Origin of the sequence: Haloarcula sp. CGMCC 1.2071 (assembly GCF_037078445.1) — an archaeon.
Classification (GTDB): Archaea; Halobacteriota; Halobacteria; order Halobacteriales; family Haloarculaceae; genus Haloarcula; species Haloarcula amylolytica.
This window is the reverse complement of sequence record NZ_JAYMGY010000008.1, coordinates 147066-167026: the sequence shown is the minus strand read 5'-3', so window position 1 is coordinate 167026 and position 19961 is coordinate 147066. Positions and strand designations below refer to the sequence as shown.

The 19961-nt window shown below is 63.6% G+C and carries 17 protein-coding genes and 3 pseudogenes; 10 read left to right on the top strand and 10 right to left on the bottom strand.

Features of this window, described 5'->3' with window-relative positions; translation table 11 throughout:
* A pseudogene (locus tag VI234_RS15265) lies at positions 1 to 107 on the top strand (radical SAM protein); the annotation flags it as partial.
* A gap of 51 nt (positions 108 to 158) precedes the next feature.
* Here the strand turns inward: VI234_RS15265 and VI234_RS15260 are convergent.
* Positions 159 to 293 (bottom strand): hypothetical protein, encoded by a 135-nt coding sequence (locus tag VI234_RS15260; protein ID WP_008309346.1) that lies wholly within the window; start codon positions 291 to 293, stop codon positions 159 to 161.
* A gap of 133 nt (positions 294 to 426) precedes the next feature.
* Here VI234_RS15260 and VI234_RS15255 point away from each other — a divergent pair.
* Both VI234_RS15255 and VI234_RS15250 read left to right on the top strand, forming a co-directional pair.
* Positions 427 to 606 (top strand): annotated as a pseudogene (locus VI234_RS15255) (NAD-binding protein); the annotation flags it as partial.
* Positions 572 to 1876, top strand: a pseudogene (locus VI234_RS15250) (potassium transporter TrkG); the annotation flags it as partial. The pseudogenes VI234_RS15255 and VI234_RS15250, both read left to right, overlap by 35 nt.
* Positions 1877 to 1898: 22 nt before the next feature.
* Here VI234_RS15250 and VI234_RS15245 read toward each other — a convergent pair.
* Together VI234_RS15245 and VI234_RS15240 are read right to left on the bottom strand one after the other, a co-directional pair.
* Positions 1899 to 2255, bottom strand: a complete 357-nt coding sequence (locus VI234_RS15245; RefSeq protein ID WP_336330503.1) for a hypothetical protein — start codon at positions 2253 to 2255, stop codon at positions 1899 to 1901.
* Between the two features lie 73 nt (positions 2256 to 2328).
* On the bottom strand, positions 2329 to 3864 hold the full coding sequence (locus VI234_RS15240) for a TrkH family potassium uptake protein (RefSeq protein ID WP_336330502.1): 1536 nt from the start codon (positions 3862 to 3864) through the stop codon (positions 2329 to 2331).
* A gap of 272 nt (positions 3865 to 4136) precedes the next feature.
* Between VI234_RS15240 and VI234_RS15235 the strand changes: the two genes are divergently transcribed.
* Both VI234_RS15235 and VI234_RS15230 read left to right on the top strand, forming a co-directional pair.
* Positions 4137 to 4577: a universal stress protein gene (locus tag VI234_RS15235; protein WP_008309338.1), complete on the top strand. Its 441-nt coding sequence runs from the start codon at positions 4137 to 4139 to the stop codon at positions 4575 to 4577.
* Positions 4574 to 6838, top strand: a complete 2265-nt coding sequence (locus VI234_RS15230; protein ID WP_336330501.1) for an amino acid permease — start codon at positions 4574 to 4576, stop codon at positions 6836 to 6838. Before VI234_RS15235 ends, VI234_RS15230 begins: the two co-directional genes overlap by 4 nt.
* Before the next feature lie 17 nt (positions 6839 to 6855).
* On the opposite strand, the gene VI234_RS15225 is transcribed toward VI234_RS15230, so the two are convergent.
* The 4 genes from VI234_RS15225 to VI234_RS15210 form a co-directional block, all read right to left on the bottom strand.
* Positions 6856 to 7278: a hypothetical protein gene (locus VI234_RS15225; protein ID WP_336330500.1), complete on the bottom strand. Its 423-nt coding sequence runs from the start codon at positions 7276 to 7278 to the stop codon at positions 6856 to 6858.
* Between the two features lie 23 nt (positions 7279 to 7301).
* On the bottom strand, positions 7302 to 8039 hold the full coding sequence (locus VI234_RS15220; RefSeq protein WP_336330499.1) for a cell surface protein: 738 nt from the start codon (positions 8037 to 8039) through the stop codon (positions 7302 to 7304).
* 45 nt (positions 8040 to 8084) lie between these two features.
* Entirely contained in the window at positions 8085 to 10751 is a 2667-nt protein-coding gene (locus tag VI234_RS15215; RefSeq protein ID WP_336330498.1) for an alkaline phosphatase PhoX, read from the bottom strand.
* A gap of 290 nt (positions 10752 to 11041) precedes the next feature.
* Complete coding sequence (locus tag VI234_RS15210; RefSeq protein WP_336330497.1) at positions 11042 to 11329, bottom strand: DUF7111 family protein; 288 nt, start codon at positions 11327 to 11329, stop codon at positions 11042 to 11044.
* Positions 11330 to 11416: 87 nt separating this feature from the next.
* Between VI234_RS15210 and VI234_RS15205 the strand changes: the two genes are divergently transcribed.
* Both VI234_RS15205 and VI234_RS15200 read left to right on the top strand, forming a co-directional pair.
* Positions 11417 to 11707, top strand: coding sequence for a PadR family transcriptional regulator (locus tag VI234_RS15205; protein WP_336330496.1), 291 nt, complete (start codon positions 11417 to 11419; stop codon positions 11705 to 11707).
* Positions 11708 to 11791: 84 nt separating this feature from the next.
* Positions 11792 to 12046, top strand: coding sequence for a hypothetical protein (locus tag VI234_RS15200; RefSeq protein WP_336330495.1), 255 nt, complete (start codon positions 11792 to 11794; stop codon positions 12044 to 12046).
* Here VI234_RS15200 and VI234_RS15195 read toward each other — a convergent pair.
* Both VI234_RS15195 and VI234_RS15190 read right to left on the bottom strand, forming a co-directional pair.
* Positions 12043 to 13191 (bottom strand): acyl-CoA dehydrogenase, encoded by a 1149-nt coding sequence (locus tag VI234_RS15195; RefSeq protein ID WP_336330494.1) that lies wholly within the window; start codon positions 13189 to 13191, stop codon positions 12043 to 12045. The genes VI234_RS15200 and VI234_RS15195 overlap by 4 nt on opposite strands.
* Positions 13192 to 13296: 105 nt before the next feature.
* The gene (locus tag VI234_RS15190; RefSeq protein WP_008309329.1) at positions 13297 to 14154 is read right to left on the bottom strand and encodes a 3-hydroxyacyl-CoA dehydrogenase family protein; all 858 of its coding nucleotides are present in this window, start codon (positions 14152 to 14154) and stop codon (positions 13297 to 13299) included.
* Between the two features lie 269 nt (positions 14155 to 14423).
* On the opposite strand from VI234_RS15190, the gene VI234_RS15185 reads away from it, so the two are divergent.
* Positions 14424 to 15299 carry a class 1 fructose-bisphosphatase gene (locus VI234_RS15185; protein WP_336330493.1) on the top strand — a complete coding sequence of 292 codons (876 nt, stop codon included), beginning with the start codon at positions 14424 to 14426 and terminating at the stop codon, positions 15297 to 15299.
* 18 nt (positions 15300 to 15317) lie between these two features.
* Here VI234_RS15185 and VI234_RS15180 read toward each other — a convergent pair whose 3' ends face one another.
* Positions 15318 to 17327: a PKD domain-containing protein gene (locus tag VI234_RS15180; protein WP_336330492.1), complete on the bottom strand. Its 2010-nt coding sequence runs from the start codon at positions 17325 to 17327 to the stop codon at positions 15318 to 15320.
* Between the two features lie 107 nt (positions 17328 to 17434).
* On the opposite strand from VI234_RS15180, the gene VI234_RS15175 reads away from it, so the two are divergent.
* Together VI234_RS15175 and VI234_RS15170 are read left to right on the top strand one after the other, a co-directional pair.
* Positions 17435 to 19198 (top strand): acyl-CoA carboxylase subunit beta, encoded by a 1764-nt coding sequence (locus VI234_RS15175; protein WP_336330491.1) that lies wholly within the window; start codon positions 17435 to 17437, stop codon positions 19196 to 19198.
* Between the two features lie 128 nt (positions 19199 to 19326).
* Positions 19327 to 19710: a DUF5658 family protein gene (locus VI234_RS15170; RefSeq protein WP_008309322.1), complete on the top strand. Its 384-nt coding sequence runs from the start codon at positions 19327 to 19329 to the stop codon at positions 19708 to 19710.
* Positions 19711 to 19961 lie beyond the last annotated feature (251 nt).

The window sequence follows — 19961 nt, the reverse complement described above, 5'->3', positions numbered from 1 at the left end:
TTCGGAAGGTGCGACGGCGGGCATCGGGGGCCGTGGACGCCCCGACCGTGACCCAACCGACCGCCCGAGGCTATCAGGCCGATGGTCGGATGGGAGTGTCCGACTAAACCACGGGAAGCTTCGGGGCTTGACCCCGAGGCGGTTCACACCGTCCCGTCTCAGGCCGGGAACAGAAAGTACGGAACGACGAACAGTAACAGGAACATGAACAGGAGGACGAGGCCGTAGCCGGCGAGTGTCCCGGCGGCTGTCAGCCAGGCCGGATGATCGAATTGCTCGGTGAGGTGTGCCATACCGAACGATTCAATCGGGGACAGTATAGTGGTTTGGGAGCGGGGCGGGCACCGACAGGCCGAACCGCCGCAGTGGCTTGCTTGTGATTGATAACGGTAGTCTTTCAACCATCGGTTCAGTAAACTGGCAAAAATGTATATCGTCATCGTCGGCGCCGGTGATATCGGGTCGCCGTTGCTTGAAATCGCGACACCAGGCGGCAACGAGGTCGTTGCCATCGAAAGGGACGAGGAGCGAGCGGAACGTGCGTCGAGACAGTACGACTGTCTCGTTATCAACGACGACGCTCTCCAGTCTGGCGTACTTCCGGAACCCGCTCCACGCTTTCTTCGAGAGCATGAGCGGATGGACCGGGAGCGGCCTGACGATGGCGATTCACGAGCCCTCGCTCCCCCGCGCAGTTCAGTGGTGGCGGTCGTTCATCCAGTACGTCGGCGGCGTCGGCGTCATCGTCCTGACCGTCTCCATCCTCTCGCGGCCCGGCAGCGGCAGTTACGCGCTCTACCAGAGCGAGGCCCGCGAGGAGAAGATCCACCCGAGCGTCGTCTCCACCGTCCGAACGGTCTGGAAACTCGTCGTCGGCTACACGGTGCTCTCGTTCGCGCTCCTGTTCGGTGCCATCCTCGCCAGCGATAGCGAGTACGCCGAATCGCTGCCGCTGTGGGAGGTCGCCTGGCAGGCGCTCAACCACGCCATGACCGGGCTCACGACTGGCGGGTTCTCGGTCACGGACAACTCGATTGCGACGTACAACTCGCCGCTCGTCGAAACCGTTCTGTTGCCGATCATGATTCTCGGTGCGGTCGCGTTCCCGGTCCACTACGTCGTCTTGCACGACAGGCAAGTTCGCGAACTGGTGTCGGACTTACAGACTCGCTGGCTGTTCATCCTGCTCGCGCTCGGCGTCGTCGCGCTCTCGGTACAGAACGTATGGTCCGTGCCCGCGACGACCGAGGCGTTTGCCACCCAGTCGTTCCTGCCGTTTTCGGTGCCGATGCTCGACGCCGCACAGCTCGATGCGGTCCGGGACTCGACGTTCCAGTGGGTCAGCGCCCTCAGCTGTACCGGGTTCCAGTCGGCCCCGATCGGCCGCTGGCTCGCTGGCGGGAAAGTGCTCGTGGTCGGCGCGATGGTGCTCGGCGGCGCTGCCGGATCCACCGTCGGCGGCATCAAGATCATCCGCGGCTACACTATCGCTCGCGGCATCATCTGGCAGTTCTCGCGGGTGTTCCTCCCGACGAACGCGGTGATTACGGCCCGAATCGGCGACCGGACGCTCGACCGCGAATCGATGGAACGGGAGTTCAGCGAAGCGGCCATCGTCACGCTGCTGTGGCTCATCATTCTGGTGACCAGCAGCGTCGTCCTCACCAACGTCGCGGGTCCGGAGTTCGGCTACGCCGATGCTCTGTTCGAAGTCGCCAGCGCGCAGGGGAACGTCGGCCTCTCCTCGGGCATCACCGGCCCGTCGATGTCCCCGCTCGCAGAGGGGATGTTCGTGCTGAACATGTGGGTCGGCCGACTGGAGATCATCCCGATTCTCGTGTTCATCCGCGCCGGACTGTACGGGCTGGAACCGTAGTTGAGCGTTCGCCCGCTGTCTCTCACTCTTCGTCAGGGTACACTTCGCCGAGGAACATCCAGCGTGCCTTCGTTCCACCCTCGGGTCGGGATTCCTGTTTGACGTGGTAGAGATACGGACCGTGGGGACAGTCGTCACAGCCCTGCGCACAGGAAGCCAGCTTTACCACCTCAGTGTAGCCGTCGCGTTCGGTTGCCCGGATGATGTCTTCGTTGGGACCCGGTTCTATCGGCGACGCCGTCTCGTCGTGGAACTGCAGCAGTTCCTGCGCGTAGATGATCGTGTTGCGGAGTTCTTCAGGCGTCAACTCCGGTAGGTCCGTCGCCACCCGGTCCGGAACCCCCTCAGGTGGTGTCGGTTCGTCTGCAGGACTGGTCATACCGTAGTCTCCGTCGGGTAGGTACATAACTGAACTGCCAGCTAGAACTGCCGACGGAACGAGTCTCCCGCACTCACTCGTTCCAGAACGCCCCGGTAAATATCACGAACACCGGAATGATCTCCAGTCGACCGATCCACATCAGGAATATCATCAGCAGTTTGCTGGTCTCCGGGAAGAGTTCGTAGGTCCCGAACGGCCCCAGAAACCCGAACCCGGGACCGATGTTCCCGATGGTCGCCAGGCTTGCGCTGATGGCTTCGAAGACAGTCAGGCCGAGCCCGACACGGCCTGCATCGAGGAGGAGAAACACTGTCGCGACACCGAACGTGAGCAGGTACAACAGCGTGAACCCGTATATCGCGTTGATGACGTCCTCGTCGATGACCTGCCCGCCGAGCCGAACTGGTTTGACAGCGCTGGGATGAGCTGTCGTGAACAGTTGGCGTCGGATGCTCTTGAGCACGACCAGCCATCGGACTATCTTGACACCGCCACCGGTCGACCCTGCGGAGCCACCGATGAACATCGCGAACAGGAGGATTCCCTTTGCGGTGTTACCCCATTCGGCGAAGTTACTGGTCGCGTACCCGGTCGAGTTCAGCAACGAGGCGATCTGGAACGTGGCTTGCCGGAGCGAGTTCTCCAGCGCACCCTGTGTGATGCCACCGAGTTCGAGCGGCGGCGCGGACCCGGTAAAGAGCAGTCCCCAGAGGATGACGGCCACGCCGGCGTTCGCACCGAGGTACGCCTGTAGTTCGCGGTCCTTGAGGAAGGCGGCGTACTCGTCCTGTAACAGGAGGTAAAACAGCGCGAAGTTCATCCCGGCGATGAGCATGAACGGGATGACGACCCACTGGACGGCCGGTGAGAAGTAGGCGATGCTCTCGGCCTGGGGGGAGAACCCGCCGGTGGGCAGCGTCGTGAATCCGTGTGCGACGGCATTATACGCATCCATGTTCGGTGCGTAGCCCGTGTAATGGAGGCCGAGCAGAATGAGGATATACAGAAGGGTAAAGCCCAGATAGAACAGCCAGAGGAGCCGTGCGGTTTCGGCTATCTTCGGCGTCAGCTTCTGGAGTTCGGGGCCGGGCGCTTCGGATTCGATCAACTGCGCCCCGTTGACGGCCGCTTCCGGAAGAATGGCGACCATCAGAACGATGATACCCATCCCGCCGAGCCACTGGGTGAGCTGTCGCCACATCAACAGCGCATGGGAGTGGCGGGCAAACGAGATCTCGTCAGTCACAGTCGCGCCTGTGGTCGTAAAGCCGGACATCGACTCGAACAGCGCGTTCACGGGCTCACCGAGCGCTGATTCGGTCCCCCAGCCGGCGATAACGTAGGGAATCGCGCCGATAACCGCGACAGCACCCCAGGAGAGGCCGACGAACAGCAGCGCCTCGCGTGGCCCGAGTTCGTGACTGTCGCTGGCTTGCTCCAGCGCTATGCCGAGCGTGATGGCGATCGCGATAGAAATCAGAAAGACGACGGTATCTTCTCCGTACAGAAAACTGATCCCGAGCGGGACCAGCATTGCGACGGCGAGATACTTGATTACAGTGCCGGTCAGGGCGACACTCTGTCGCCAGTCGACGCGAACCGACATCACTGATCACCGACCATTAACTGACGCTCACACTCCCGATATGAAAAAGCCCCACGTTCCAACAGCGCTGCTTCCGACGGAGATACTCGGGAACAGCGCTGCTGTAGGGTTTTCCCTTCCGCAACGGAACTCGCTATATACAGACAGGTACCGGTCCGAGTGTTCCGTTGACGACGATTGGTTTTCCGAATTCGAACATCTATATTTAAATGAGGTTCGAATATGCGATATAAGTAGACACATTCTTACCGACCTATCTACTCCGTCTGTGTATGAACAGTAGCACCAACGAGACAACCACGGACATTCTTGCACATGTCTTGCTACCGGTTGGCAACGAGGACGACGCGCTTGCGACGGCGACTGCGCTCGAACCGTACGAGCCGGAGCAGGTGACGGCGTTACACGTCGTCGAGAAAGGCGAGGGTGTTCCGGACAAGACGCCAGTCGAGCAGTCAGAAGAGCTGGCGGCAGAGTCGTACGCGGCCGTCAGGACGGTGTTCCCTGACGCCGACGACCGCACCGCGTACGCTCGGGATGTCGTCGAGGCTATCTTCGATGCCGCCGAGGAAGTCGGAGCGAGCGCTATCGCGTACCGATCCCGCGGTGGTGGTCGCCTCATGCAGTTCCTCTCCGGTGATCTCTCGCTGAAGCTCGTGACAAACGCGGAGGTCCCAGTAATTGCACTTCCACAGGCGGACTCGAAGGAATGAGCGACGAAGAACTGGCGAAAGACCTCGGGCTGGTGTCGGCGATGACCATCGGTATCGGGACGATGATCGGTGCCGGTATCTTCGTCCTGCCCGGCGTGGCCGCGAACGCGGCCGGTCCCATCGTCGTCGTCTCGTTCGTCGTTGGTGGACTGATTGCGATGGTGAACGCGCTATCAGTCTCGGAACTCGGCACGGCGATGCCGAAGGCGGGCGGCGGGTACTACTACATCAACAAGTCACTCGGACCGCTGTTTGGCTCGATAGCCGGGATGGGCGACTGGATGGGACTAGCATTCGCCTCTGCGTTCTACTGCATCGGGTTCGGCCAGTATCTTGCCGTCTTCGTCCCGCTCCCCGAAGTCGCCTTTCTCAACCCGATTCAGATAGGGGCGCTCATCGCCGGGGCGATATTCGTCGCCGTCAACTACATCGGTGCCAAGGAGACCGGCGGCGTCCAGACGGTCATCGTCTTTATCCTGCTCTCTATTCTCACCGTCTTTGCCGTTGCAGGCTTTTTCGCCTTCGACTACGCGACGCTGGTGGGATCGGACGGCCTGGCGCCGTTCGGGACCGGCGCGATCCTCCCGGCGACGGCGCTCGTGTTCGTCTCCTTCCTCGGGTACGCGAAAATCGCGACCGTCGCCGAGGAACTCAAGAACCCGGGACGGAACCTCCCGATCGCTATCATCGGAAGTGTCGGTATCGTGACCGTCATCTACGCCATCCTCGTGTCGATGATGCTCGGCGTCGTCCCGTGGCCGGACCTCAGTCAGGACGCGCCGGTCGCACAGGCCGCGCAGGTCGCGTTCCCGGAATCCATCGGCCCGATCGGCGGCGTGGCCGCCGGTGCGGCAGCCATAATGACCGTCGGCGCACTGCTGGCGACGGCTTCCTCCGCGAACGCGTCGATTCTCGCCTCGGCCCGGATCAACTTCGCGATGGGCCGGGACAAGATCGTCACGAACTGGCTCAACGAGATCCATCCCAACTACGCCACGCCCTACCGCTCGATTCTGGTCACCGGCGGACTCATCATCGTATTCATCGTGTTCCTCGGTCGCGACATCGAGGTGCTGGCGAAGGCGGCCAGCGTCCTCCACCTCATCGTCTACGCCCTGATGAACGTGGGACTCATCGTCTTCCGCGAGGCCGACGTGCCGGAGTACGACCCGGACTTCACGGTGCCGCTGTACCCCATCACGCCGATACTCGGTGCGGTACTCTCGCTTGGCCTCGTCGCGTTCATGGACCGCATCGAGATTGCGCTGTCGGCCGGATTCGTCCTCGTCGCGATCGCATGGTACTTCGTCTACGCGCGCGGCAAAACCACACAGCAGGGCGTACTCTCCGACTACATCGGCAATCGCGAGGAACAGCTTCCGGATCAGGTGGTAAACGCCGCCGACGCAGTCGCACCGAACGGAACCGGGGGACCGACGATCATGGTGGCACTGGCGAATCCCCGCACCGAGAGCGCGCTCATCACCCTCGCGGGCGCGCTGGCGAAACACGAGGGCGGACGGGTGCTCGCAACCCACATCGCCACGGTCCCGGACCAGACGGCGCTCGAAACCGCCGCCGCGAATCGGACCCAGATCGACGCGACTTCCGAGAGCCTGTTGAACGCCGCGAAGGCCGATTCGGAGGCCTTCGACGTGCCAATTGAGACGAAGACGATCCTCTCCCACCGCGGTATCGAAGAGGTGTTCGACGCGGCCCGGACGAACAACGCCGACACCGTCGTGATGGGCTACGGCGGCACCCAGTTCGCCGGCGGTCGCGCCGAAGGCACGCTTGACGAACTGGCCCACGACCTGCCGTGTGACTTCCTCGTGCTGGACGGGCAGGACCTCGACCTCAGTGACGTCCTGGTTCCGACCGCTGGCGGTCTCTCGTCTGATCTTTCGGCGGAGGTCGCTAAAGCGCTCGAAGAAACCGTCGACGTGGCCGTCGACCTGCTCCACGTCGTCGACCCCGGCAAAGAAGAGAGCGGTCGCACGTTCCTGCGTGAGTGGGCGGCGGAACACGACTTGACCGACGCCGAGATACGCATTGAAACCGGTGACATCGAGGGGACCATCGAACGGATCGGCCGCGACTACAGCCTCGTCATCGTCGGCGCGACGGAACGAGGCCTGCTATCACGCATTGTTCGCGGCTCGCTGGTGTTCGATGTCATCGAGACGCTCGATACGCCGGTCCTGTTGACCGAACGGCCGTCGTCGCGTTCCCTCCGAGAGCGGCTGTTCGGCCGCGAATAGCGGGGCGCGACTGCGGTTCAGGCGTGGCCCTGTTCTTTCGCCCCGTCGCGGATCTTCTTCGACCGTTTGCGGACGCGTGAGACGTACCGTTCGATTTTCTCCGGTTTCTCGCCGTAGAACGACGCGGCCCAGTGGACGTCAACGCCGTCCTGTGTGAGGAAGTAGGCGACCAGCGTATCACGGCCGGCCTGTATGACCGTCGGCGGCACGCCTCGGTCGCCGGTCCCGGCCTCCTGGAATCCGTTCACGTCGAAGTACACGTCGGCGTACAGCGTCGCCATCTCGGGGTCGGCGAACTCGACTCCCCGGTGGTCCGGGGCCTCGAATCGGTAGCGTGTGTCGCCGTCGTCTGGCGTCCGTTCGACGATGCGTACGTCGAGGATGTACTCGCGGTAGGGCGAGCGGTCCGTCGGTGCAGCGGCGGTGTCTGGTTGTGGCATGGATAGGTTGGACTGGTCTACGGTCATCGGCTCGTTCTGGCTGCGAGCGCCGCCACCGCGGCGAGTGCGGCGATGGCCAGCGCTATCGGGAGTGGACCGTTCGCTCCGGTCGTCGACTGGTCGCCGCCGCCCGCGGCGTCGTCCTCTGTGGCGTTCGCAGTGCCGGCTGACTCGGCTGTGGACTCGCCGCCGGGTGACGATGCTTCGGTCGCAGCCGCCACTGTCTCCGTCGTCGCGCTCGGTGACACTGCGAGCGCCGCCGGCTCGGTCGCTGGCTCGACTGCGCCGCCGCCGTCGGCGTCGACCTGGTTCGACGCGACGGTCACCTGCGTCTCACCGCCGTCGACGCCGGTAAGCGAGACTGTCGCGAGTACCACGTCGCTGGCTCCGGGCTCGATCTGGCCGTCGAGGTCAACCGCCTCGAGCGTGACCGTCCCGCCGTCTGAACTAACGACGGGGTCGGTCGTGAGCCCGAACCGGTCGGGGTAGCTCGCGTTTCCGAACCGGGCGACAGCGGTGTCGTCGACGGCGAGTTCGAGCTGGTAGCCGGCAAGGCCGTCCGGCGCGCTCGTCAGGACCACTGGAACGGTCGTTGTCTCGTCGGCGGCGACGGAGCCGGCCTCGATGCTGATTGTCGGCGTGCTCTGCCCTGTGGCGAGCGCGGGGACCGTCCCCGCGAGGAGGACGAGCGCGACGAGCGCCAGGGGGCGGCTGGCGGTTCGGACGCGACCGCGTATCGAACAGGTGGTGTCGTCGGTCATTGTGTTGCTGTATCGAAAGATGGGAGGAGGACTCGGTCGCTGTCGTCAGTTGACCTCTTCGTAGAGCGCCGTCACGTCCGCGAAGTCGATCTTGCCGTTCTCGTTGAAGTCGTACGCGCCGGTGTTCAGCTGGACGCTGTCGGAGTCCATGTTCGAGAACAGCACCTGCACGTCCTCGTAGTCGAGACGGCCGTTGCCGTTGAGGTCCTCGAAGTGGCCGTCGCCGTCGGGGTCGGTCGGCGCGGCGTCGCCGACGACCGTCTTCGGACCGCCAACGACGATGCCGTTTCGGACCTCTGCCTCGATGGCGTTGCCGTTCTCGTCGTCCATCTGCTTGATGGAGACGGTCAGGTCGGTCGTGCCACCGCCGTTGGCGCGGACGTCGAGCGTTGCGAGTGGCACGTCCATCGCGCCGGACTGGACGTTCGTGTCGACATCGGCAACCCGGATTGTCGCCGACGAGCCGTCGTCGCTGATGGAACTCTCGGTGAGTCCGAGCGCGTCGGGGAATGAGACGCCGGTGATAGACGCGATTTCGGGGTTCGAGACGCTGACGGTGAGCCGAGCGCCGGAGAAGCCAGCGGGGAGCGACGAGGCGGTCAGCGGGACGCTACCCGTCGACCCGCTGCCGACCGCGGCGGAGTTGGCGCTGACGACGACGTTGGGCTGGTAGACATAGAGCCCGTCGTTCGGATACGAGCGTGCGGGGCCGCCGAAGCCGTCTTCACAGCAGATGACGCGGCCGTCGCGCATCGTGTAGACGTTGTCGATGTTCCGGAGCGCGTCGTTTGCGTCCTCCGGCGAGTCGGTGAAGTCGGGGCCGGTGATGACCGGTTCGAGCGTCGAGACGTTGTAGTCCGACTCCAGTACCCCGCGGTAGACGACGCCGCCGTCGACGCGGTCCATCTGGATGTCGCCGGTGTCGTCCGCGAGTGCGTCGTTGAACTCCGAGATGCCGAAGTAGACGAAGTCCCCGGGCTGGGAGTCGTCGACGCTGTCGACGCCCTCGGCCTTGTTGAACTCGATAGACGCGCCGATTTCTTTTGCGGCCGCGCGGGTCTCCAGGAACGGGACGCGTCGGAGGTCCTCGTCGACGCCGTCGGGACCGTTGGCCTCGTACTGCTCGGCCCACTCGACGATTTCCTCGTTCGTGATGTAGTTCCGGTTCCCGTTCTCGATGACGGACAGGTCGGCCTGCTTGATGACCGCCTCGGTCACCTCGTCGCCGTCCGCCCAGTCGGCGTGTGCGCTGAGGTAGTCGGCCTGGGTCACGTCGTCGTACTCGGCGACCCAGGACTCGACCTCGCTGTTCGTGGCGTGACCGAGTTCGAGCCACTCGATTTCCAGCGGGGTCTGTGCGGGGGAGTTCCGCTCCCCGGCTTCGGCGGCGTTGGCCGCGTCGTTCGTGATCTTCGGTGCGTACAGCGTCCCGGCGACGTCCATCGGGTCGTCGTACTCCGGAATCGGCTCGTCGGCGACGAACTTGTAGATGCCCTTGCTGTCGCCGTCCGAGCAACCGTAGAGGGTCCGCTGGTCGCCTTCGATGTCGGGTGCCTCCCACGAGGCCCGCCCCATCACGTAGTACTTGACCGCTTCGGGTTCGTCAGCGGTCGGTTCCCGGAAGTCGACGAAGTACCCGTACCGGTACGGGTTCGGATACACGTCGTCGAGCAGCGTCGTTGCGAGGTTCTCGCCGTCCCCCTGGTCGTCGCGCTCCGCACCGAGGTAGTACGCGAGGAACTCGACGCCGGTCAGCGCCCAGGAGCCCTGTGCATAGAAGTTCTCGTCGAGGTCGCCGCTCTCGGCATAGGACTCGATAGCGCCCGAGATCTCGCTCGGGTTCGGCCGGTTCCAGAACTGACACGCGCCGATGAGTCCCTCGCCCGACCCCGCCTCAACAATGTCGCTCACTGTCGCCGTCAGACTGACGCGGGGGTGTGCGTAGTTCTCCTCGGCGGAGACCATCGTCTCCCACGGACTGAGGTCGCCGTAGCAGTTGATCCGCGTCCCGCCGTGTTCACGGAGGGATTCGGTGTTGGTCAGGTTCATCGCGTTCCCGGTGTCCGCGCTCCACTCGCCGTTCTCGTCCTGGCTAAGCGGGACCCGTGAGACGCATCCGGGGCTGTTCTCCCAGTTCGTGAACAGGTACCCCTCGGTCCCCTCGTCGTTGGCCGGGACGAACTGGTTACAGTCGGGGTTCGTCGCCGCACCGCCGTACTGGGTGCCGGCGAAGTTCTCCTGAGTGATATCCGTCCCGTCCGGCGTCTGGACCACACCGAGCCGTTCCGCCCCGCCGTTGATGGGTTCGCGTCCCTGCACGAGGATTTCGTAATCGCCGGCCGCAGACCGGACCTGACGCTGTTTCTCCTCGGTGTCCGGAACCCCCACCTCCGGGAAATCGTCGTTGCTCCCGTCGAACTCGAACTGGAAGCCGCTGAAATAGCCCACTGCGGCCCGTCCGAACGGGTCGGGGTTCTCTCCCTCCGGATGCTGGAGACTGTACAGCAGTGACCCGTCTTCGAAGACGAACGGCCCGGTCACCTCCGCGCCAAACGCCGTCGTCGAAAACCGTTTGAGACTTCCGGCGACGCTCGGAGCGCCTGGTGTGTCTGTCTCTTCGACCTCTTCCCCGCTTGCCACGCCGATGACGCTGGCCCCAAGCGCAGCAGCCACCGACTGTGAAAGCACCTGCCGTCGAGTGAAATCGACCATGCGAGTGAGGAGAGGAGGTGATTATTAAAGCAATTTTATAATATTTGTATGATGTTTTCGGAGCGGTCTTAATACATCGGTTACACACGTACTCCTAATTTGTAAGACCTATCAGAAATAGTGCTATTTTTGCCGAATACGTACTGAATAGCTCCGAGGACATCGTCTCAGGGACCGGTTCATACCCACCTACTTACCAGTAAGCGGTACGAGTAGCTGGCACAGTATTGTACCAGATATATCAGGTAGCTAGTCAGACAGGTAGTCGATGTGGTGGGCGAGCCGGGTGGCTACATCCCCATGTCGGCAGCCGGGTCGGGGATCGGAAGCGCGTTCGGGGACACACCGAGTAGTTCCGCCGCGTGGTCCAGCGCCATGTCGAAGCCGTAGTATCGCTCCAGTTCATCGCCGCCTGCGGTCGGTCGGACCTTCAGCATCGCGTATCCCTCGATGTTCTGTGCGACCGCGGCGCTCCCGCCGTCACTCTCGAATATCAGCAGCCGTTCCTCGTCGGTCTCTCGGTAGGTGGCCGTGATACCGTCGGCTGACGCCTCGACGGGGAGTTCGGAATCGGTCATCGGCGGCTCTAGGGACGGGGGGTATGCGAACTTGGCGGTCCGGTCGGAACCGCAAACGCGAAACCGGGCGGCTGTGACCGGACACCTATGGCGAAGTGGCTCCAGAGCGGCCGTCGGCGCGATATGTGCGTCCTGCTGGCCGCCGCCGAGGACGGGGAACTCTCCGGCCAGCGGCTGAAGACGCGGCTCGAACGCCGCTACGACACGCGCATCGAACCGAAGAGCTTCTACGGCGCGCTCGACGCGCTGGAGTCGGCGGGGTTCGTCGCCCACCGCGAGGACGGCATCGCCGACAAGTACTCGCTGACCGAGGCCGGTGAGCGGCGGCTTCGAGACCAGTTCGAGTGGATTCGGGAAGCGCTCGACGAGGACGGCTGACGCCGCTGATTGTCTGCCCAGCCGAATCGTTGCACCGCTACTGATGGGATATCCTTTTTGTGAGCGCTCCCACAGAACACAGGTATGTCCCTGTCCCGCTCGCTCCTCCTGGCAGGCTTGGACGCCCTCCCGTTCGCGGCGCTCGCCAGCGTCGCAACGTACGTGTTCGCACGCACAGCCATCCACCCGTCGGAAATTGTCGGAATGCTCGCCGGGACCGTCGGCGTGGCGGTACTCCTCGCGCTTGGAACCATCAGCGCGAACCGCTACCGTGCGGACGGAAAACCGTTCTACTTCACGCGTGCGGTGGTCGTCGAAGGGCTCCTCTCGTTTCCTTAGTCGAGGAGTTCACTGGCAATCGTATTGCGCAGCACCTCGCTGGTCCCTTCGTAGATCTCGTTGAGTTTGGCGTCGCGGTAGAACCGTTCGGCCGGGAAGTCCTTCGTGTAGCCGTAGCCGCCGTGGACCTGAATGCCCTCGTTCGCCACTTCCCGGGACACTTCAGAGGCGTAGAGTTTGGCCTGTGCAGCCTCCTTGACGAAGGACTCGCCGGCCATCTTCTTGTCGGCCGCCTGGTGCATCAGCAGGCGGGCGGCCTGCGTTTTCGTGTCCATATCGGCGAGTTTGTGCTGGATGGCCTGAAAATCGCTAATGGGCTGGTCGAACTGCTCGCGGTCCTGCGCGTACTGCAGCGCCTCGTCCAGTGCGGCCTGGGCGATGCCGACGCCGCGGGCCGCGATAGTGATGCGCCCGCCGTTGAGCGTCTTGAGCGCGTGGACGAACCCACGGCCTTCCTCACCGAGACGGCGGTCCGCGGGGATGCGCATATCGTCGAACCGCAGTTCGGCGGTCGGACAGCCCTTGTCGCCGAGTTTGTGCTCGGTCCCTTCGACGATGAAGCCGTCGTCCTCCTCGGGGCGGACGACGAACGACGAGATGCCCTTGTTGCCGGCCTCGGGGTCAGTCTTTGCGAACAGGACGACAGTGTCGGCGACGGACCCGTTGGAGATCCAGAGCTTGCCGCCGTTGACCAGATAGGCGTCACCGCCGTCGACCGGTTCGGCAGTGGTGTCCATCGCCGGCACGTCACTGCCCGCGCCCGCTTCGGAGAGGGCGAACGCGCCGATCTCCTCGCCTTCGGCCAGCGGCGTGAGGTAGGTCTCTTTCTGCGCTTCGTCGCCGAACTCGTAGATCATGTTGCAGGCCAGCGAGATGTGTGCGGCGACGATGGTACCGAGCCCGCCGCTTCCCCGCGAAATCTCTTCGAGGGCCATCGCGTAGCTGTGATAGTCCAGTTCGGCCCCGCCGTACTGCTCCGGAATCGGCATGCCCATCAGACCGAGGTCGGCCATCTCGTCGACGAGGTCCCACGGGAACTCGTCGGTTTCGTCGATCTCCGCCGCCCGCGGCTTGACCTCGTCGTCGACGAACTCCGAGACCATTTCCTGTATCTGGCGTTGTTCCTGTGTGGGGCTAAAGTCCATGACAGATTCTAACGCGGGTTGGGTCTTTACTGTTGGCCAACGCCCAGCCCGTTGCTGGGTATTGTACTCGGCCCGGTACTGTCGGTGTTCGGTACCGCAGATCGGTCAGTCGTAGTCGTAGAAGCCCCGCCCGGACTTTTTCCCGAGGTCGCCGGCCGCGACTTTGCGTTTGAGCAGGTATGCGGGCTTGTAGCGGTCGCCCAGTTCTTCATACAGCGTTTCGGAGGCGTCGAGGACCACGTCGAGGCCGATGTGGTCGGCCAGTTCGAGCGGCCCCATGGGGACGTTCGTTCCGAGAGTTAGCCCGCGGTCGATGTCGGCCTTATCCGCGACGCCTTCGTCGTACGCCCGGATGCCCTCGTTGATCCAGGGCATCAGCACGCGGTTCACGACGAAGCCGGGCTTGTCGTCGGCCTCCCAGGTCTCCTTGCCGATGTCGTGGGCGAACTCGCGGCCCAGCGTTACCGTCTCGTCGCTGGTCTTCTCGCCGACGACGAGTTCGACGCCTTTCATCACCGGCACGGGGTTCATGAAGTGCAGTCCGAGGACCTGTTCGGGCCGTTCGGTGACACTGGCGATGGTCGTAATCGAGAGCGTGCTCGTGTTGCTTGCTAGCACCGTGTCCGGCCCGCAGACGGCGTCGAGGTCCTCGAACACGGACTGCTTGATGTCCATGTTTTCTGTTACGGCCTCGACGACGAGGTCGGCATCCGCGAGGTCCTCCATCTCTGTGGTTCCGGTGATGCGGGCTGTTGCCGCTTCTGCTTCCTGTTCTGTCACTGTGTCGCGCGCAACGAGCGTCTCGAAGCTCGACTGGATCTCCTCGAACCCGGCGGCAACCAGTTCTTCTGATACATCGCGCATGACGACGTCGTAGCCGGCCGTCGCTGTGACCTGGGCGATGCCGTTACCCATCGTTCCAGCTCCGACGACGCCGACGGTGTCGACTGTTTCGAGATGCATACCCGCGCCTTCGTCCGGCGGTCGTGTAAGTCTGCCGACGGTATCGACTCGTCACGGCGGCCGGAAGCTCGCCGAGTGAGCCAGCCACACGCTTAGCGGCAAAAGGTGCGCCTCGGCTGAATATTCACTCGAAATGTAGTAAATGTCAGCAAAAAGATACTTATGGTGTGCCGGAGAACGAACTGATGATGAGAGACCCTGCGGGCAGCAGGCTCGGAGAAACATTCGACTGGTTTCAGTATGGCCAGTCCCTGCCCCTAATCTGACAAATGAGTAAGTCACTCGACATTTCGACCACCGAAGCCGAGCAGACAGTCACGGCAGTCATCGAGACCATCGCCGCGACGACACCGGACGTCCGCCGCGCCATCGCCGACCACCGTGGCCAGAGCAACTCCGTCAACCCAACCGGCGACGACCAGCTCGCGGCTGACCTGCGCGCCGACGAACTGTTCGAGGAGCGGGTGCTGGACATCGACGGTGTCGCCTCCTACGCCAGCGAGGAACGCGCGGACGTGAAAACGACGGACGGTCGCCTCCACGTCGCGATGGACCCGCTCGACGGGTCGAGCAACCTCGAACCCAACAGCGGGATGGGGACGATTTTCGGCGTCTACAGCGAGCAGCCGCCGACGGTCGGCACCAATCTGCTCGCCGCCGGGTTCGTCATCTACGGCCCTATCACCTCGATGATCGTCGCCCGGGACGGCAGCGTCCGCGAGTACATCCTCGAAGACGGCGACAAGCGGGTCGTCGACGACGACGTGACGGTTCCGGAGGACCCCACAGTGTTCGGGTTCGGCGGCGGCGTCGACTCCTGGACCGACGAGTTCGAATCCTACGCCGAGAAGGTCCGCCACGAACTGAAACTCCGCTACGGCGGAGCGATGGTCGCTGACATCAATCAGGTGCTCACCTACGGCGGTATCTTCTCGTACCCCGCACTGGAATCACGCCCCGAAGGAAAGCTCCGGGTCCAGTTCGAGGGACAGCCGATGGCCTACATCCTCGAATCGGCCGGCGGTCGGTCCTCCGACGGCGACCAGTCGCTGCTCGAAATCGACCCCGACGAGCTACACGAGCGGACGCCGCTGTATCTCGGGAACGACGACCTGATCGACCGGCTGGAAGCGACTATCGACTGACGGCTCGGATTCTGCAGTTCAGTAGCCGAGATATATCGCCAGGGCTTTGAGAACGCCATACAGGCCGACAGCGACGCCCAGGAGCCCGCCGAGAACGGTTCCGACGATGCCGTCGGGCCACAGCGAGAGCGGGTTCGGAATCCCGATTGACGGCAACGCGGGAATCGGCAGGCCACCGCTGTCGCCTGTCACGTTCCCGACGCGCTGCCCGTCGACCGTTAGCTCACCGGTCCTGTTTTCGGGTACAGAGCGGGCAAACTCCGTCGTTCGTGTCTCGCCGGCAGGGACCGTGACCGTCCGTGTCGTCAGTATCGAGGTGTTGAGCGCGACGATGACATTGTGGTCCCCGCTCGCAGTCCCCCGGTTTTCAAGCTCGACGGTGATGACGGTCCGCTCGCCGGGGCCGAGTTCCGATGGAACAGCCGTGGCGTTCGTGACCACGATATCCGGCTGTCCGGGTTCTTCTGTCTGTGTCTCGGTCGTCTCGGGTTCGGCCGTCGACGTTTCCGAGTCGGTTGTCGCCGCCTCCGCATCCAGGTCTGTCGCTGCCGTCTGTTCGACTCCGACGACGAACGTCGAGAGGCCCGGAGAGTCAGCCCGGTAGACGATGTGTGACTCGCTCCGGCCGGCGATGTCGGTCGCTAACGGCGTCCACCCGTCGTCTTTCCGGAACAGCGTCACAGCATCGGGTTCCGCGCCGACCGCCCCCAGCGCGTCACGGTCAACAGTAAACGTGAACGTCGCGTCCTCGGCCGGAACGGAGCCGTGGTCGATATCGAACCGGCTGACGCCGGTGTGACCGGTGGCAGTCGCGAACGCTGGCGTGGGCTGGCGGGAGCGGACGGTGAGTGTGGCGGATTCGTTACGCGGGAACGACGCGGCAAGCCGCTCCAGCGTTCCGTTCTGACCGGTGACGAGTGGCCCCTCCGGGGGCCGAATCTGCTGTGTCTGGCCGGACCCGTTCACCGAGACGTTCGCCACGGTCGCGTTCGGCTGCCGCACAGTCACGTTCCCGGCGGTTCCATTGCCCGTCACAGACACGACTCTGGTCACAGTTTCCGTGTTCCCGAGCGGATCGGCGGCGGTCACTGTGACTTCGTGACTGCCGGGCGAGGCGAAGGCCACGGTGATGTTCTCGCCGGTCAGGATCGTCTCGCTCCCCACCTGCCACCGGACCGACTCGACGCCCTGATCGTCTGTCGTCCCCGCCGCGGAGAAGGTCACCGACTCGCCGACCGTCGCGTTCTCCGGCCCGGCGACGGTGACGTTCGGTGCGGAATCGTCATAGAGGAACGTCTGCTGTCGGCCAAAGGAGTTCTCGTTACCGTTCTCGTCGGTCACCGACATCAGCAGCAGCGAGTACTCACCCTCCTCCAGGAACGTGTACTTTCGTGTGTACGTGATCGTGTTACCGGTGCGTTCGGTGAATCCCGAGATGTTGAGTGTGTCTATCGACGGGCCGCCGACGGAGATTCGAAGCTGCTGTATCGGTTCGTGAATCCCAACAGAGATGCGGGCGGTGGAGCTATTGACGCGGCGTACCTCGAACGACTGATACTTCGGCACGACGGCGTCCATCCCGGTGACGGTGACCGACTCGTGGGGAAGTTCGTTCCCCGCTTCGTCGGTGATACTGGCGGTGTCACGGAGGCTGACAGTGACGTTGTCTGTGTCGACTTTTCTCTCTAGCAGCAGGGAGACGCGCACCCCGGTCCTGTTTTCGCCGGAGGCGTTGATCGATGCGACCGAGACGTTCTCCACTCGACCCGCGGTTAGGTCGAAATCCGCTGCCTGAATCGTACTCGTGTCCACCGACCCACCGTCGTCGTACAGGGACACCTCGATAGTCGTCGCGTTGCCCCGCGTCGCATTGCCCCACTCCGGCGACTCGGTGTCTTCGGCCGCGACCGTGCCAGAAGCGACTGCAATGAGCAGCGGGAGCAAAAGGAGTACCGCGAGAAGCGGGAGCCACCGACGACGACGCCCGGGCGACGGCGGCGTCTCTCGGGGGTGGCCGGTGGTACTCATGGTGCATGAGTAGTCTGGCACCCGATATCAATGGTGCGCCACCATTACGAGAGGTGATAATCGCACGCGGGGTAACTACTGTGACCCCCGGGACCGTTGGATATGGTATGAAAGTGCATATCGCGGACGAGGCCACGCGCGACGAGGCGTCGGCCATCGCGGCCGCCGTCGCCGAACACACCGACCGAACTGTGGAAGTGTACGTCGGCGACGATGAAACCCCGACGTTAGTCCGCGAGGTGACCGATGAAGGTGGGACCGAAGATACAGCCGTGGACGGCGATTCGGCGGACGCTGCACTGACGGAACGAGAGAAACGCCTCCGCGAAGAGATCGCCGACATCGAACGTGGCGGGCCGCAGAAGTACCGCGACCGCCTCGCAGAGCAGGGGAAGCTGTTCGTCCGCGACCGACTCGAACTCTGGTTCGGCGACGATGGCCTGGACTTCGAGGACGGCCGGTTCGCGAACTTCGACTCGTGGCATCCCAGCAGTCCCGACGTGGACGACGAGGACGACCGGCTGCCGGCCGACGGACTCGTCACCGGCGCGGGGACCTTCGAGGGCCGACAGGTACACGTCGCCGCCAACGACTTCACCGTCAAGGCGGGATCAATCGCTCGCCACGGGGTCGAGAAGTTCCTCCGACTGCAAGAGCGCGGGCTGAAGAGCGGACAGCCGTTACTGTATCTGGTCGATTCCTCGGGCGGCCGTATCGACCAGCAACGGGGCTTCTTCGCCAACCGCGAAGGGATCGGGAAGTTCTACTACAACCACTCGCTGCTATCTGGCGCGGTTCCACAGATATGCGTCCTATACGGCCCGTGTATCGCCGGCGCGGCCTACACACCGGTGTTCGCCGACTTCACCGTCATGGTCCGTGGCATGAGCGCACTGGCAATCGCATCCCCCCGAATGGTCGAGATGGTCACTGGCGAGGACATCGACCTCGAAACGCTCGGCGGGCCGGACTTGCACGCCCGTCACTCCGGCAGCGCGGATCTGGTCGCCGACGACGAGGACCACGCCCGCGAGCTCGTCGCCCAACTCATCACGTACCTGCCCGATAACGCCGACGAGAAACCGCCACGGACCGACGGGACCGCGCCAGCAGTCGACCCTGCGGGCCTCGATTCGGTCATCCCCGCTGAACCGAACAAAGGCTACGATATGCACCGAGTTATCGAACACATCGTCGACGCCGACTCCTTCTTCGAACTGCAGTCGCAGTACGGGGCCGAAATTCTGACTGGATTCGCCAGAGTCGACGGCCGCTCCGTCGGTATCGTCGCCAACCAGCCGAGCCAGCGGGCCGGCGCGATATTCCCTGATTCGGCCCGCAAAGCGGCCGGCTTCGTCTGGACCTGTGACGCCTACAACATCCCACTGCTGTACCTCTGTGACACGCCGGGGTTCATGGCTGGCTCCTCGGTCGAAAAGGAGGGCATACTGGAAGCCGGGAAGCGGATGATCTACGCTACCTCGCAGGCCACCGTTCCGAAGCAGTGCGTCGTCGTCCGGAAGGCCTACGGCGCGGGCATCTACGCCATGTCAGGCCCCGCCTACGACCCCGAAGCGACCCTCGCGCTCCCGGGTAGCGAAATCGCGATCATGGGGCCAGAAGCCGCGATAAACGCGGTGTACGCGAACAAACTGGACGCAATCGACGACCCGGAAGAGCGGGCCGAGCGCGAGCAGGAGCTACGCGAGGCGTACCGCGAAGACATCGACGTCCACCGGATGGCGAGCGAAGTCGTCATCGACGAGATCGTTCCGCCAGGTGACCTCCGAGACGAAACCGTTGCCCGATTTGACCTGTACGAGGACGTCGAAAAGGACCGACCCGAGAAGAAACACGGGACGATTCTCTGACTGTATTCGTGGCGGCCCATACACCCGTTTTTCCCGGGAGTAGACAGCCCCTACCCCTTCCGTTTCAGTAGTAAACACTGTGTATTTAATACACTGGGTGAAAACAGGATAACAGACCACGTGGGGGCGTGGTTGCGGAGGGTGACGTGTTCACAACGGACCGAACGGTCCCGATAGGGACCATCGACGGGTGGTGTAGCGCCATGCTCGACGAACTTGCGGCCGTCGAGCGAGAGCTATGGCTGGTAGTCGCCGTGACGCTCATCGTCGACGTGTGGCTGACACACGTCGGCCTCCAGCACGGCCTCCACGAGGGAAACCCCGTGATGCGGGCCGCGATAGAGACGTTCGGGATCGCCGTTCTCGGAGCGACGAAAGTCGGCGTTCTCGGGCTTGCGGGGCTGACCCGCCAGCTGCTGGACGAGCAGCGCGGCGTCGTCGTGCCGCTCGGGCTAGCGCTCCCCTGGGTGGCGGCCGTCGTGATAAACGCGGTCCTCTTGAGTAGCCTGTAGCCGTCTCGGGGTTTCCGCCTCCGATTTCAGTCGTCCGCTCGCTGGACGAAGGCCGTCCGCTCGAACGTACAGACGAGCGTGTCGTCCTGGCTGTAGGCGTCGACCTGCATCGTAGCGATACCATGACCTCGTCGCCGGCCAGTCGCTTGGGCAGGACCGCCGTTTCCGCACGGATCGTATCGCCATGGACGACTGTACTCAATCGCCGACAATCCATGTGGCCGACTAGTGCCGTTGTAGGTATCGCTCGT